The sequence below is a fragment of the Streptomyces sp. NPDC104096 genome (assembly GCF_055584385.1).
The window spans coordinates 53,228-68,388 of the sequence record NZ_JBVJMD010000008.1; the positions used below are offsets into that span (position 1 = coordinate 53,228).

Below are 15,161 nucleotides of genomic sequence, written 5' to 3' on the forward strand. Positions count from 1 at the left end.
GTCTCCTCAAGAGGCGAGCGACGCTTCGATCGCCGCGACGACCCGGCTCAACGCCGGTTCCGTGAACAGGGTGTAGTGGTCGCCGGGCACGCTCTCGGCCCGGAACGGGCCCGTGCACACCGTCCGCCACCGCTCCTCCACGGCGAGGTGGGGCGAGGCGGTGAGCACGGTGACCGGTCCGCCGTACGGGCCCGGCGGGCGGTACGCCTGCATGGACAGGGCGCAGGACCGGAACGTCTCGAAGCGGGCGGCCAACTCATGCTCGGTGAGCTCCAGTTCGACGCCGAGACGGGCCAGTGACTCCTTGACGTCGGCCACGCCGACGGCCGGGTCGTCGAGGACCGCGCGCACCTCGGGACCGTCGCGTCCCGTCAGCCTGGCGACGTCGTGCACGAACCGCCGCCGCACGGTCGCCTCGTCGAGGGGGACGGAGTCCTCGTCGTAGGCGGCGTCCAGCAGGACCAGCGGCGGTCGCTCCCCGGTCCTGTGCTCGATCTGCCGGGCGACCTCGAAGGCGAGCACACCGCCGTAGGACCAGCCGGCCAGGCAGCAGGACGGGGGCAGGCCGGCCTCCAGCAGGGAGTGCGCGATCCTGGCGGCGGTCGCCGCCAGCGCCTCCGGCGCGGCGACGAGGGCGTCGCGTGGATCGGCGGCGAAACCGGTCACCCCGATGTCCGCGCGCAGCGCCCTGGTCAGCGGTATGTAGCAGAACAGTTCACCGCCCGACGGATGCAGCAGGACCGCCTGGGCCGGACCCGACGCGCGCATCACCACCGGTGCCCGGTCGTCGCCCGGCGCGGGTCTCCGTCCGGGCGGGCCCTCCAGCGCGTCGAGCGGATCGCCCGCGTCCGCGCGCCGTGCGGCGCGGACGGTGTCGACGGTGGCGGCCAGACGGGCGACGGTGGGCGAGGCGAAGAAGTCGCCGAGCGCGATCTCCACCCCGAACCTGCGGTTGATCGCCGACATCAGCTGCACGGCCTGGAGGCTGTTGCCGCCGGCCAGGAAGAAGTCGTCGCGCACGCCGATCCGGTCGTCGTGCAGCAGGGGAGCGAGCACATCGCGCAGCAGCGCGCGCTCGGTCGCGGTGAGCGTCTCGTCGCCGGCCTCCTCGCCCGCGCGGCTGAGGTCCGGTGCGGGCAGCCTGCGCCAGTCGACCTTGCCGCTGCTGGTGAGCGGAAGCCCGTCGAGGACCACGAAGTACGACGGGATCATGTACGACGGCAGGAGCGTGCCCAGGTGCGCGCGCACCGCCGGCACCTGCTGCTCGGTGACCCCGGTCAGATGGGCGACCAGGTGCTTGTCCCCGTTGCCGTCGGTCCACGCGCGTACGCTGACCGGCCCGATCCCGTCGAAGCCGGTCAACGCCGACTCCACCTCGCCCAGTTCGATCCGCAGTCCGCGGATCTTGACCTGCTGGTCGATCCGGCCGAGGAAGACGAGCCGTCCGTCCGCCAGCCGTTTCACCAGGTCCCCGGTCCGGTACAGCCGTCCGCCGGGCGCGGTGCCGAACGGGTCGGCGATGAACTTCTCCGCGGTCAGCTCGTCCCGGTCGAGGTAGCCGCGCGCCAACCCGCCGCCGCCGATGACCAGTTCGCCCGGCACCCCGACCGGCACCCGGCGCAGGTCGCGGTCGAGCACGTGCGCCACATGGTTGGCCATGGGCAGGCCGATCGGCGGTGAGGCGTCCCAGCTGCCCGGGCACTCCTCCACGATCATCGTCACCGTGCACTCGGTCGGCCCGTAGCCGTTGAACAGCCGCCTGCCCGGGTTCCACCGGTTCACCAGCTCACCGCTGAACGCCTCGCCGCCGACGAACGCGATCCGCAGGTCGGTGAACCGCTCGGGCGTCAGCAGCGGCATCACGGTCGGAGGCAGGTCGACGACGGTGATGCCGGCCTGTTCCATCAGCGACTGGAGCCGCTCGACGGACAGCCGCTCGTCGTCGGTCGCCACGCACAGGCGGGCTCCGGTCAGCAGCGCAGAGAACGTCTCGAACACGGAGACGTCGAAGGTCGTCGAGGCGAACCCGAGCACCCGGTCGGCCGGTGTCAGCTCGAACAACTCCCTCGTGGAGTCGATGAAGTTGACCACGCCCCGGTGTTCCAGCAGCACGCCCTTCGGCTTGCCGGTGCTGCCCGAGGTGTAGATGACGTACGCGACGTCGCCGGGCCGCGCCGCGAGCGGGGGGTTGTGGCCGGGCAGCGCCGCCAGTTCCTCGCGGACGTCGTCCAGGACGACGACGGGCGCGTCGACCTCGCTCAGGGCGCGGCCGGCCGCGGCGTGCGCGATCACCGTCCGCACGCCCGCGTCGGCGGCGATCTCCGCGACCCGCCCGGCGGGATGCGCCGGGTCGAGCGGTACGTAGGCCGCGCCGGTCTTGAGCACGGCGAGGATCGCGGTCGGCACGTCCACGTTCCTGCGCAGGCACAGGCCGACCCTCGTGCCCGGTCCGACGCCGCGCCCGCGCAGCAGGGCGGCGAGCCGGTTCGCCCGGGCGTTGAGCTCGGCGTAGCCGGTCTCGACGCCGGAGACGACGACCGCCACACCGTCCGGGGACTCCTGGACGCGCGCCTCGAACTCCGCCACGACCGTCGACTCGCGCATCGGCCGCACCGGGCCCCGGCCGACCTCGTCCAGGAACTCCTCGTCCGCCGCGCTCAGTACCTCGGCGGTGGACAAGGGGGCGTCCGGGGCGGCGGTCAGGGTGTGCAGCAGCCCGTCGTAGTGCCGGGCGAACCGGGCGACGCTCTCGGCGTCGAACAGGTCGGTGTCGAACTCGACGGCGAGGGAGGCGTCGGCTCCGGGAGCCGACCGCTCCACCAGGTTCCAGCTCATGTCGAACCGGGTGGTCGTGGTCCGGACGTCCTCGTGGGTGATGGTGACACCGGGCGGACCGGTCGTGGGGTCCGCCCGCTCCACCCCGAACACGATCTGGAAGATCGGCGAGCGCGAGGGGTCGAGGACCGGATCCACCGCGTCGATCAGCTTGTCGAACGGCAGACCGTCCCGCTCGGACGCCTCGGCCGCGACGCGCCCGACCCGCCGGACCAGCTCGCGGAAGGTCGGGTCGCCGGAGACGTCCGCGCGCAGCACCCGCAGGTCGGTGAAGAGGCCGATCACCGAGGACAGGGCGTCGTGCCGCCGGTTCGTATCGGGTGAACCGATCACCAGGTCGTCCATGCCGGAGTAGCGGTGCAGCAGCGTGAAGAAGGCGGCGACGAGGACGTCGGACGGGCTCACGCCCTCCTGCCGGGCCAGTTCCCCGGCCCGCTCCAGGGCCGCGTGCCCCACGGTGCGGCGGACACTGTCGCCCGCGAAGGTCCGTAGCTCGCCCCGTGGCCGGTCGGTCGGGAACTCCAGCACCTCCGCCCCCGCCAGCCTGTCCCGCCAGTACGCGGCGAGTCCGTCCGGCTCTGCGCTGCCGAGCCGGTCGCGCTGCCACACCGCGTAGTCCGGGTACTGCACCGCGAGGGCGGGCAACCGCGGCGCGTCGCCGTCGCGCGAGGACCGGTAGAACTCGGCGAGGTCACGCAGCAGCACATCCCGGGACCGGGCGTCGCAGACGACGGCGGGCACGTCGAACAGGAACAGGTGGTCGTCCGGCGAGACCCTGATCAGCAGCGCGCGCCACATCGGCGTCCGGGCCGGGTCGGGCGGTCCGGCGACCCGGCCCGCGACCACTGCCCGCGCGGCGGCCAGCCGCTGCTCCCGGTCGGCCCCCGTCACCTCGACCACCGGCAGTTCGACCGGGACCTCGGTGGCGACGACCTGCATCACGGTGCCCTCGCGCGCCACGATCGCCGTCCGCAGCGCCTCGTGCCTGGCCACGACCGAGGCCAGCGCCGAGCGCAGCGCGTCCTCGTCCAGCGCGCCTCGCAGCCGCAGGCACAGCGGCGTGCCGGAGGCGGGACCGTCCGGCGCCGGGGGGTCGAGGAACCGCAGGGTCTGCTGGGCGGGCGTCAGCGGCGCCGGACCCGTGGTGCCGCGGGCGGTGGGGCCGCGCCTCGCCACGGCTTCCGCGTGTTCCCGCAGCCGGGTCAGGAACCGCGCGCGGCGCTCTGCGGGCAGCGCGGCGAGGCGCCGGGTCATGTCGGTCACCTGAGACTCCTCACGGGCACCGGCGCGTCGCCCGCCCGGTCGTCCGAGCGCACGGCCAGGTGGGCCAGCTCGGAGATGGCGGTGGTCAGTACGTCGATGCCGCGCAGGTAGTCCGAGAGCACGATGTGCTCGTCGTCGGCGTGGTCGAGGCTGCTGTCGCCCGGGCCGTAGGTCGCCATCGGGACGTCCCAGACCTCGGCGAGGGTGTTCATGTCCGAGGTGGCCGTCTTCACCACGAGGCGTGGCCGGGCGTGCAGTTGCCGGATGCCGGACACCAGCGCGCGCACCACCGGGTCGGCCCGGCCCACCCGGCAGGCCGCCACCGAGTTCAGCACTTCGAGATGGCCGGCCGGCAGCCGGTCGCGCAGCCCGTTCACCAGCTCGTCGACGTCGAATCCCGGGGGGATGCGGATGCTGAGGTCCGCCGTCGCCGTGGTCAGATCGCCGTTGAGCCGGCACAGGGTCGCGCCGGGCCGGTCGAACACCCCGTGGCCCGCGTCCGGCCCGAGCAGCTCGACCAGCGCGTCCCAGCAGGCGACGGCCAGTTCGGAGGCCTTGGGCACCGGGTTGCTCGGGTGGGTGGCGGGACACCTGACGGTGTAGCGCAGGTCCAGCTTGCCCTTGTAGCCGAGCACCACGCTCGACCAGCCGCTGGGCTCGCCGATGATCAGCGCGTCCGGCCGGGCGTGGGTGGCGCGGATCGCCATCGCGCCGCGCGAGCGCGGGGTCTCCTCCTCGACGACGCCGACCACCACGATCCGGCCGGGGAAGTCCACCGCGCCGGCCGCGGCGCAGATCATCGCCGCGAGCGGTCCCTTCGCGTCCACCGCGCCGCGGCCGTAGAGCCTGCCGTCCTCGGAGCGGACCGGGAACTGGCCCGAGACGGTGTCCATGTGCCCGAGGAGCATCACGGTCGGGCCGGCACCGCGCTCGATCACGCCGATCACATTGCCCACGCCGTCGATGTGCGCCCGGAAGCCCAGGTCCGTCATCGCCTCGGCCAGGTAGTCGGCCAGCTGGTGTTCCTGGTAGGAGGAGGAGGGGATCTCCAGCATCTCGCGCAGCAGTCCGGCGGCGTACGTCTCGGTGACTCTGCCGGAAGAAGTGAACGCCCAGTTCATCGTTGCGCTCGTTCCCGTAGGTGGTCGACGATGTGGTCCGCGACGTCGACCCGGTCGGCGAGCGCGGATTGGAAGCCGGAGAACTCGACCCGGTGGTTGACCTCCAGGACCAGCAGCCGGCCGTCGCGGTCCTCGATCAGATCGACACCGGCGATGTCGGCGCCGACGGCGGTGGCCGCGTCCAGGGAGAGCTTCTCGATCTCGGGTGTCACCTCGCAGGGCCGGGTCCGCCCGCCGAGGGCCACATTGGTGCGCAGGGTCCCGCCGGTCCGGTAGACGGCGCCCAGCACCTGGCCGCCGACCACGATCACCCTGATGTCCCGGTCGGGCTTCTCGATCAGCTCCTGCACGTACACGAGGTGCGACTGCGGGCCGGGCAGGGCGGCGGCGTACTCCAGCACGCCTTCCGCACCGGCGCGGTCGGGCAGCCGCACCACCAGCCGGCCCCACGAGCCGACCAGCGGTTTGATCACTGCCGGGTAGCCGATGGAGTCCAGGGCGGCCAGCGCGGTTTGCGGGGTGAGGGCGAGCGCGGTGCGGGGAGTCGGTATCCCGGCCGCCTCCAGGGCCATGGTGGTGAGCCATTTGTCGCCGCAGACCTCGGTCGCGTGCGCGCTGTTGACCACGTCGACGCCCGCCGCGGCGAGGCAGCGGGCCGCGTACGCGGCGCGGACCTGCCCGATCTCCCGGTTCAGCGCCAGGCTCCAGGGCCGGTCGCGCCGACCGGCCAGGAACCACTGCCGACGCGTGTCGACATGGTCGAAGGGGATTCCTCGCCGGTCGAACGCGTCGAACAGCCTCTTCTCGTCCGCGCCGACCCTGCTGGCGAGCACCGCCATCCTGCGGTCACCTGGGCGCTCCGGTGTCGCTGACACGTGACCTCCGTATGAGAACCAGTGGTTGGGAGGACGGCATGACCGGCCTTCCGTGCAGAAAGGAAACTATGGGTGAACCGGCATCTCGGACGTCCGCGGGAAGTTTATTCGCGGGTGCTCGCCGTGTGGGCCCCTCCTGCTGCGGCTGCGAATTCTGATTACCCGTCCGCGACGGTCGCCGTGCCACTCTTGAATGGATTCGAATACCTGCCGAAATGGTTCACGGCCGTCAGGCACGAGAGTGAAGAGGGGGAATTGTGGGACACGAATCGGAGCGGATCCCGGTGCTCGCCCTGTGGAGCGCGCCGCGCTGCCGCTCCACCGCGTTCGCACGGATGATGACGGAACGGGGCGACCGCGCCGTCGTGCACGAGCCGTTCTCCCGAGTGGTCGACTTCGGCGAGGTGGAGGTCGGCGACCGGACCGCCCGCGACGAGCGGGACGTGCTCGCGGCGCTGCGCGCCATCGCGGCCGGCGAGCCGGTGTTCTTCAAGGACACCACGGACTTCCACTACCCGGAGCTCCTCGCCGACGAGGACTTCCTCGCGGCCGCGACGCACACCTTCATCATCCGCGACCCGGCCGAGGCCATCGCGTCGCACCACGCGCTCAACCCGGACCTCGGCCGCGACGAGATCGGCTTCGCCCGGCTGTACGAGATCTTCACCGCCGTGCAGGCCGCCACCGGCAGCACACCCGTGGTGGTCGACTCCGACGACCTGCTGGACCGGCCGGCCGACACCGTACGGGCGTACTGCGCCGCGGTGGGCATCCCCTTCCTGCCGGACGCGCTGAGCTGGGAGCCGGGCATGCGCTCGGAGTGGCGGTCGACCGGCAGATGGCACAGGTCGACCAGCGAGACCGCCGGCTTCACCCGGAGCGGCGGCGGCGGAGCCGAGGCGGTCGAGGCGGACCCGGTGCTGCGCGCCCACCGCGACCACCACCAGCCGTACTACGAGAAACTGCGCGCCGTCGCGCTCCGGCCGTGACCACTCGGACCGGAATAGTCGCCCTGATTACCCGGCGAGCGCATCTGACCGCGATTCGGGTATTCAGGGTAGTCACGGTGCGGACGAAAAATGTGAACGACCGGGCTACGTTTGGAATGTGAGGCGGTGTTTCAGTGAGCGTCAGAACAGCGAATTATGAACCGGTCGACATTTCCGGCCATCGCAACAACACGGCGATCTCCGCGGCGACGGAGACCAGGACGGGCGCGTTCAACGTGTGGCGGAACTCGTTCGCGGCCGAATACCTGCCCGCGGGCGGGAGCCTCGTCCACGTGGACGGTGTCCCCTTCGAGTTCCCCCCGGTCTGCGACGGACCGGACAACGTCCGCTGCTCCGGACAGTTCATCCGGGTCCCCGAGGGCCGCTACGACTGGATCCATGTCCTGGCGGCGTCCGAACGGCGCTGCGAGGACACCGTCGAACTGAGCTTCGCCGACGGCTCGGTCGACACGGAACCGCTGCGGGTCTCCGACTTCTGGGCGGCACCCGCGTGGTTCGGCGAGGTCAAGGCGTTCGAGAGCCTCGTCATGCACTACCCGCACCACGTGCAACGAGGTGTGCCGGCGGTGATGTGGGCGCAGCGCGTACCGGTCACCCGGCGGGCCGGCCTCACCGGCATCCTGCTGCCGCGCAACGTCGCGGTGCATGTCTTCGCCGTCACCCTCCAGCGGACGGAGACCTGACATGACCGTCGACACGACGACACGGACCTACATGATCACCGGGCCGGAACCGGAGTGGTGGTACCGCGACCTCGTCAGCTGCCTCCAGTCCACGTTCGGTTCGGTCCTGATCCGGGAGGGCGCCGACCCGCTGGCCGTGCTCGGCGCGGGGTGGCGGTTCCTGCACCTGCCGGGCGACGTCAGGTCCGAGGAGTTCTACTACCCGTGCCCCGCCGACGACTCGGGCGGCACCGACCTCGGTGCCGCGCTGGCACCCCACCACGAACTGCACGCGCGCTGGTGGCAGCCCGCCGACGAGAACGACGTCTGGCGGGAGGTGCGCGAGGCGCTGGCCGACGACCGTCTGGTCATCGCGGCCGTGGACAACTACCACCTGCCGTTCCGGCCCGCGTACGGAGACGTCCACGCCGCACACCTGGTCGTGGTCCACGGCCTCGACGAGACCCGCGGGGTGGTCCACGTCTCCGACGCGATGCCGCCCGCGTTCCGCGGCGCCGTACCCATCGAGAAGTTCCTGCTGAGCTGGGGGTCGGCCAACCCGACCGACGTCCAGGACGCGTTCTTCAGCGACTCGAAGATCGGCCGGCGCTGCCTCGACGTCCGCCTCGACACCCCGCCGGCGCCCCTGACGCCCGAACTGCTCGGCGGCTACCTGCGCATCGACAACGACGGCTTCACCACGGTCGGCCCCGCCCGTACCGGACTCGCCGGATACGACGCGTTCGCCGCGGAACTGCTGGAGCGCTGCCGGGCCGGGGACGCCGACGCGCTGCGGGAGCTCTACCCGTTCGGCTGGGCCATGCAGGCGCAGGCCTCGCTCCACGGCGAGCTGCTGCGCCGCTGCGGCCGCGAATGGGACGACCCGGCGCTCGCCGGAGCGGGACGCGCGGTCGAGGCCGTCGCGCACGCGTGGACCGGACTGCGGTTCACCGGTGCGCACGGACTGGAGGACCCGCGCGCGGCCGCGTCCGACATCGCGCACCACGCGACGACGCTGCGCGGCGCGTACGTGCGCGCGGTCGCCGCCGTCGGAGCGGCGGCGGCGCGGCTGTGACCCCGCACATACCGACCACCGTGGCCCTGTGGAGTGGAGAGTGATGAGCAAGCTGGCAGCGTTCGGCGGCACGGCGGCCGTGCCGAGGGACCGGCGCCGAGTGCAGTGGCCGTTGGTCGAGGAGGAGGACCGCAAGGCCGTCCTCGACGCCCTCGACGGCGCACGGCTGGTGTCCGACACCGACGGTGGGAACCCGGTGTCCGACCTGGAGGAGAACTGGGCCCGCCGGTTCGGTTTCGAGCACTGCGTCGCGGTGTCCAACGGCACCGCGGCCCTCGCCCTGGCCCTGGCCGCGCTCGACGTCGGACCGGGGGACGAGGTGATCGTGCCCGCGCTCAGCTTCATCGCGACCGGCCTCGCGCCGGTGCACCAGATGGCCGTCCCGGTCTTCGCCGACATCGACCCGGTCACCTTCAACATCGACCCGGACGACGTGGAGCGCCGGATCACCCCCCGGACCAAGGCGATCATCCCCGTGCACCTGCACGGCGCGCCCGCCGACATGGACCGGATCACCGCGATCGCGCGCAAGTACGGCCTCGCCGTGGTCGAGGACGCCGCCCAGGCGCCCGGGGCCACCCACCGCGGGCGCCCGGTCGGCGGCATCGGCGACGCGGGCGCCTTCAGCCTCCAGGTCAGCAAGAACATACCGACCTGCGGCGAGGGCGGCCTGCTGGTGACCCGCGACGCCGAACTGGCCGAGGCGATGCGCTGCGGCAGGCAGTTCGGCGAGGTGATCGAGGCCGGCCGCGAGCGCGACTACGTGTCCTACGGCCTGGGCTGGAACTACAAGATGAACGCCCTCCAGGCCGCGTTCACCAACGCGCAGCTCGCCCGGTACGACGGCTACGAGCGCGCGCGGCAGCACAACGTCACCGAGTTCCTCGCGCGGCTCGCGCGGCTGCCCGGCCTCCAGGTGCCGACCGCGCTGCCGGACACCACCCACGCCTGGCACATCCTGCGGTTCCGGTTCGACCCGGCCGCGTTCGGCCTGGACGGGGTGCGGCCGGAGGCGCTGCGCTCGGCCCTGCGGCGGCTGCTGCGCGCCGAGGGCGTACCGGTGTCGCAGTACCAGCTCATGCCGCTGCCCGACCAGAAGGTGTTCGTGGACCGCGTCGGCTTCGGTTCGGGCTACCCGTGGTCCGTGACCGGGGCCCGAGGCACGGTCGCCGGCGCCGGCTACCCGGTGACCCGCGCGGTCATCGCCGACTCCCTGACCATCCAGAAGCGTCATCTCCACCCCGGCGCGGGCGAACTGCTCGGCATGTACGCGGACGCCTTCGAGAAGGTGTGGGCGGACAAGGACATGGTGGCCACGCTCGCGAAGGCCGCCTCATGACCGTCACCCCGGTCCTGGAACGGGACGCCCTGGACACGGTCGCCGCCCGGATCCGCGCGCATGTCGTCGACATGTGCGCGGGGCCCGAGGGCGGCCACCTCGGCGGCGCCTTCTCCTGTGCCGACGTGCTCGCCGCGCTGTACTTCTCGGTGATGGACGTGGACCCGCTGCGGCCGGACGACCCCGATCGCGACCGCTTCCTGCTCAGCAAGGGCCACGCCGCCGTCGGTCTCTACGCGACCCTGGCCGAACGGGGCTACTTCCCGGTCGAGGAACTCGCCGGATACGGCCGCCCCGGCAGCAGACTGATGGGCCACCCGGTGCGCGCGGTGCCCGGAGTGGAGCTGCCGACCGGATCGCTCGGCCACGGACTCGCGCTGGGCTGCGGGTTCGCGCTGGCCGCCCGGTACGCCGGGCGCGACGCGCGCACCTTCGTCCTGCTCGGCGACGGCGAACTCCAGGAGGGCTCGGTGTGGGAGGCGGCCATCGCGGCCGCGTCGCTGCGCCTCGACCGGCTGGTCGCCGTGGTGGACCGCAACGGACTCCAGCTCACCGGCTCCACCGACGGCATCGCGCCGATGGAACCGCTGGCCGACCGCTGGCGCAGTTTCGGCTGGGCGGTGCGCGAGGTGGACGGCCACGACCCGGACCGGCTCGCGGAGGAACTGGGCGCCGCGCCGTGGGAACCGGGCAGGCCGAGCGTGCTGATCGCCCGTACGGTCAAGGGCCACGGGCTGCCGTTCCTGGCCGGCCGCAGTGCCAGCCACTACGTCACCCTGTCGCCGCGCAACCACGCGCGGGCGGTCCGCGCCCTGCGGGACGGCGAGGCCGCCCGATGAGCCGCGCGACCCGGGAGGCGTACCGGGACAGACTGCTGCCGCTGCTGCGCCGGCATCCCGAGCTGATGTGTCTGGACTCCGACACCGGTCTCTTCGGCGCCGAGTACGCCGAGGCGGCCGGCGAGCAGTACCTCAACCTCGGCATCGCCGAGCACAACCTGATGGGCATCGCCGCCGGGATGGCGGCCTGCGGGCGGATCCCGTTCGTCAACACGATGGCCGCCTTCGCCACGTCCCGGGCCCTGGAACCGATCAAGATCGACATCGCCTACAACCGGTTGCCGGTCCGCATCATGGCCACCCACGGCGGACTCGCCGCGGGCCACCTCGGCCCCACGCACCAGGCGCTGGAGGACCTCGCCGTGATGCGGGCGCTGCCCGGGATGACCGTGGTGGTGCCCGCCGACGCCGCCGCCACGGAGGCGTTCGTCGAACAGAGCCTGGAGCTGCCCGGACCGCTCTACGTCCGGCTCGGCCGCAAGCCCACGCCGGACCTGCCCGCGGCACCGCCGCCGGTCATCGGGACGGCGCAGACGCTGCGGCAGGGCGGTGACGTGGTGCTCGCGAGCTGCGGCCCGTACCCCGTGCTCGCCTGCCTCGCCGCGGCGGACCTGCTGGCCGGACAGGGCGTCGAGGCGACCGTGCTGAACATGCACACCCTGCGCCCGTTCGACACGCGGACGCTGCTGGCCGCGGCCCGGCCGGCCTCGCTCGTGGTGACGCTGGAGGAGCACTGGCGCGGCGGCGGTCTCGGTGGCGCGGCGGCCGAGGCCCTGGCGGAGTCGCTGCCCAGGAGAGTGCTGAGACTCGGCATGCCGGACCGGTTCGTCGACACGGTCGGCAACCAGGAACACCTCGTCGACCACTACGGCCTCACCGCGGAGCGGGTGGTGCGGACGGTCCGTGCCGCCCTCGACCGCGACCGCACCGACCTGATCACCTCCCACTCGTGACACCTGGGACCCCTCGAAGGAGGCAAGTGCCGTGGACACCACGCGCAGCCATGTAGTCCATATCGGCTTCGCCGAGCAGCACATCGACTCGATCGAGTTCGGCGGACATCGGGCGTCCCTGCTGGTGCACCGGCATGTCGCCGAGCGCATGTCGCACTCCGCGCGACAGCGGTTCGCCCGCATCGGCGTCCTCGACGTGCCCCACACCCTGGAGTTCGACACCTACGACCAGGTCCTCGACCAGATGATCCGCCTGGTCGAGGAGTTCGCCGCGGAACTCGGCCCGCCGACCGCCGTCGTCGCCATGTACGAACACGTCACGCTGCCCGCGGCGCGACTGCGCGACCACTTCGGGGTGCCGGGGGTCGACACCGGGACGGCGCTGCTCTGCCGTGACAAGGTCCGGATGAAGGAGGCCGTGCGCGGCGGCGGCATCCGCGTCCCCGCGTTCTGGGCGGTCGACGCGAGCACCCCGTACGCCGACCTGGAGGAGATCGCGGACGCGGTGCCGGGCCCGCTCGTCCTCAAGCCGCAGCGGCAGGCCGGCAGTTTCGGCATCTCGGTCTTCCGTGACGGAGCGGAGTTCCTCGCCCATGCCCGGGCCCACGGCATCCCCGACGACCACGAGGTCGAGGAGTTCGTCGAGGGCGAGGTGTGCCATGTCGACGGAGTGGTACGGGACGGCGAGATCCGCTTCATCAGCGCCTCCCGGTACATCGGCGACTGCCTCGACTTCCAGAACGAGGGGCAGCATCTGTCGGGCGTCACCTTCGACGACGCCTCGACGCTGGCCCGGATCACCGACTTCACCGCACTCGTGCTGAAGTCGCTGCGGCTGCACACCAGCACCTTCCATCTGGAGCTGTTCCTCACCCCCGACGACGAGCTGGTCTTCCTGGAGGTCGGCAACCGCTTCGGCGGCGCCTACATCAGCGACTCCATCCGTGCGGTCTACGGCGTGGACCTGGTCCGCGAGTCCGTCCTCGCCTGCATGGGCCTGCCCTCCGAGATCGAGGCCGGCACCGGCATCCTCGACCACGAGGGCGTCGGCGCCTCCGGCTGGCTCTACTCCGCGCTGCCGGAGAGCGAGCCCTGCGTGGTCAGGCGGATCCGGGGCCTGGACACCTGCCCGGACTCGGTGGTGCTGTCCGACATCCCCGGCATCGGCCAGACGCTCAACGGCGACATCAGCGTCTTCCCCACCGCCGGCAAGTTCGCGTTCTCCGGCGCGAGCACGGCCGAGGTCGAGCGCGACATACGGCGGTTGGCCGCCTCGTACGCCCTGGAAACGGCTCCCCTGAGGACCTCGCACGTCTGACCCGCACCACACGGAAAGGTGAATCCATGATCACAGGCGACGCCGGTGGCGCAACGTTGCAACTGGAGGATCTGCACGGCTCCCTGTCCGACCCGGTGCTGAGCTCCATGACGCTCCTCAACGAGACCGCGGGGCGGTTCCCGGAGGCGGTGTCCTTCTCGGCCGGACGGCCCTACGAGGAGTTCTACGACCCGTTGCAGATCCACGACTACCTGGAGCGGTTCCGCAAGTACCTCGAAGTGGAGCGCGGCCTCGACCCCGACCAGGTACGGACGGCGCTCTTCCAGTACGGACACACCAAGGGGCTGCTCACGGACCTCCTGGTGCGCCACCTGGCCGTCGACGAAGGGGTGAGCGCCGTCCCCGAGTCCGTCGTGGTGACCACCGGCTGCCAGGAGGCGATGATCCTGCTGCTGCGCGCCCTGCGCACGGGCGGCGAGGACGTGATCCTGGCTCCGGCGCCGACCTACGTGGGCTTCCTCGGGGCGGCCCGCCTGATGGACATGCCGGTCCTGCCCGTCGCGGAGGGCACCGGCGGCATCGACGTCGACGACCTGGTGGTCCGGATAGGCCGGGCCCGGCAGCGCGGACTGAACCCGCGCGCCTGCTACGTGGTGCCCGACTTCGCCAACCCCAGCGGGCTCAGCATGAGCCTCGCCGATCGCCGGCGGCTCCTGGAGGTGGCGGAGCGGGAGAACATCCTCGTCATCGAGGACAACCCCTACTCCCTGTTCAACGCCGACGGCCGACGCCTGCCCTCGCTCAAGTCCCTGGACACCGCACGACGCGTCGTGTACGTGGGCTCCTTCGCCAAGACGGCCTTCCCGGGCGCCCGCGTGGGCTACGTGGTCGCCGACCAGGTGGTCGAGGGCGCCGGTCCCGGTGAGGGTCCGCTGCTGGCCGACCAGCTCGCCAAGCTCAAGAGCATGCTGACGCTGAACACGTCGACCGTCTCCCAGGCCGTGATCGGCGGGAAGCTGCTGGCGAACGAGTGCAGCATGACCAGGGCCACCCAGCGTGAGACGGAGATCTACCGGCGCAACCTGGCCGCGGTCCTGGCCGGCCTGGACAAGCACTTCCCCGCTCCGCAGGACGGCTCGCGTCCCCGGACGACCTGGAACATCCCGGGCGGGGGCATGTTCGCGGTGGTCACCCTGCCCTTCGAGGCCGACGCCGAGATGCTGGAGTACTCGGCGAGCCGGTTCGGGGTGCTGTGGACCCCGATGCGCTACTTCTATCCGGACGGCGGAGGTACGCACCAGATCCGGCTCTCCTTCAGCGTGCTCACCCCCGAACGGATCGAGGAGGGTCTCGCGCGGCTCGCCGCCCTCGTCCGCGACCGTACGGCCTGACCGTGCGAGGGCGGGCTCCGGCGCCCCACCCGGGACAGAAGCCCCGCAGGTCGTCGACCTGCGGGGCTTCTTCGTGCGTGGACCGCGAGCAGGAGCCCTAGCGCTTCGCCGCCTGCCCGGCGAGCTCGCGGGCCATGGCCGAGACGTCCGAGAGCAGGGCGTCGATGTCGTCCTCGGTCGTCGTCGGATTGAGGAAGACCAGCTTCAGCCGGACCCGCGGCGTGCCGTCCGCTCCCGCGACGTTCGTCCGGGCGAGCAGGGCGCGCCCGTCCGCCATCAGCCCGCGGCGCACCGCCGCGTTCAAGGCGCTCTCGTCCGCCGCCGGGGTCCCGTCCTCGGCGGCACAGCCGAAGACGACCGTGGTGAGCAGGGGGTCCGCCACCAGCTCCAGGCCGTCGACGGCCGCGATCCGGCTCGCGGCGTAGCGCGCCTGCCCGTGGCAGGCGTCCACCCAGTCGCCCATGCCGCACGGGGCCGCTGGACAGGCCGCAGACGACGAGGGTGCCGCGCCGGCGCAGC

12 protein-coding genes are annotated in these 15,161 nt (G+C 72.2%); 8 read left to right on the forward strand and 4 right to left on the reverse strand.

Going from position 1 to position 15,161, the window contains the following annotated elements:
* Positions 1–6 precede the first annotated feature (6 nt).
* From ACZ60B_RS11565 to lysX, 3 genes are read right to left on the reverse strand one after another with little or no spacing between them, the layout of a single operon-like run.
* Positions 7–4,089, reverse strand: coding sequence for a non-ribosomal peptide synthetase (locus tag ACZ60B_RS11565; protein WP_469385956.1), 4,083 nt, complete (start codon positions 4,087–4,089; stop codon positions 7–9).
* A gap of 5 nt (positions 4,090–4,094) precedes the next feature.
* Positions 4,095–5,219 carry a M20/M25/M40 family metallo-hydrolase gene (locus tag ACZ60B_RS11570; RefSeq protein ID WP_469385808.1) on the reverse strand — a complete coding sequence of 375 codons (1,125 nt, stop codon included), beginning with the start codon at positions 5,217–5,219 and terminating at the stop codon, positions 4,095–4,097.
* Complete coding sequence (gene lysX / locus ACZ60B_RS11575) at positions 5,216–6,058, reverse strand: lysine biosynthesis protein LysX (protein WP_469385809.1); 843 nt, start codon at positions 6,056–6,058, stop codon at positions 5,216–5,218. The genes ACZ60B_RS11570 and lysX overlap by 4 nt, the downstream gene beginning before the upstream one ends.
* Positions 6,059–6,351: 293 nt before the next feature.
* Here lysX and ACZ60B_RS11580 point away from each other — a divergent pair, with 293 nt between their 5' ends.
* The 8 genes from ACZ60B_RS11580 to ACZ60B_RS11615 all read left to right on the forward strand — a co-directional run bounded on the left by ACZ60B_RS11580 (position 6,352) and on the right by ACZ60B_RS11615 (position 14,642).
* Positions 6,352–7,083, forward strand: a complete 732-nt coding sequence (locus ACZ60B_RS11580; protein ID WP_469385810.1) for a sulfotransferase-like domain-containing protein — start codon at positions 6,352–6,354, stop codon at positions 7,081–7,083.
* Positions 7,084–7,217: 134 nt separating this feature from the next.
* Positions 7,218–7,787: a hypothetical protein gene (locus ACZ60B_RS11585; RefSeq protein ID WP_469385811.1), complete on the forward strand. Its 570-nt coding sequence runs from the start codon at positions 7,218–7,220 to the stop codon at positions 7,785–7,787.
* Position 7,788: 1 nt separating this feature from the next.
* Positions 7,789–8,841 (forward strand): BtrH N-terminal domain-containing protein, encoded by a 1,053-nt coding sequence (locus ACZ60B_RS11590; protein ID WP_469385812.1) that lies wholly within the window; start codon positions 7,789–7,791, stop codon positions 8,839–8,841.
* 43 nt (positions 8,842–8,884) lie between these two features.
* Positions 8,885–10,180, forward strand: a complete 1,296-nt coding sequence (locus tag ACZ60B_RS11595) for a DegT/DnrJ/EryC1/StrS family aminotransferase (RefSeq protein ID WP_469385813.1) — start codon at positions 8,885–8,887, stop codon at positions 10,178–10,180.
* A complete protein-coding gene (locus tag ACZ60B_RS11600) occupies positions 10,177–11,019 on the forward strand; it encodes a transketolase (protein ID WP_469385814.1) in 843 nt (280 codons plus the stop codon). Before ACZ60B_RS11595 ends, ACZ60B_RS11600 begins: the two co-directional genes overlap by 4 nt.
* Positions 11,016–11,972, forward strand: coding sequence for a transketolase family protein (locus ACZ60B_RS11605; protein WP_469385815.1), 957 nt, complete (start codon positions 11,016–11,018; stop codon positions 11,970–11,972). Before ACZ60B_RS11600 ends, ACZ60B_RS11605 begins: the two co-directional genes overlap by 4 nt.
* Before the next feature lie 31 nt (positions 11,973–12,003).
* On the forward strand, positions 12,004–13,290 hold the full coding sequence (locus ACZ60B_RS11610; protein ID WP_469385816.1) for an ATP-grasp domain-containing protein: 1,287 nt from the start codon (positions 12,004–12,006) through the stop codon (positions 13,288–13,290).
* Between the two features lie 26 nt (positions 13,291–13,316).
* Entirely contained in the window at positions 13,317–14,642 is a 1,326-nt protein-coding gene (locus ACZ60B_RS11615; protein ID WP_469385817.1) for an aminotransferase-like domain-containing protein, read from the forward strand.
* 97 nt (positions 14,643–14,739) lie between these two features.
* On the opposite strand, the gene ACZ60B_RS11620 is transcribed toward ACZ60B_RS11615, so the two are convergent.
* The gene (locus tag ACZ60B_RS11620; protein WP_469385818.1) at positions 14,740–15,105 is read right to left on the reverse strand and encodes a hypothetical protein; all 366 of its coding nucleotides are present in this window, start codon (positions 15,103–15,105) and stop codon (positions 14,740–14,742) included.
* Between the last annotated feature and the right edge of the window lie 56 nt (positions 15,106–15,161).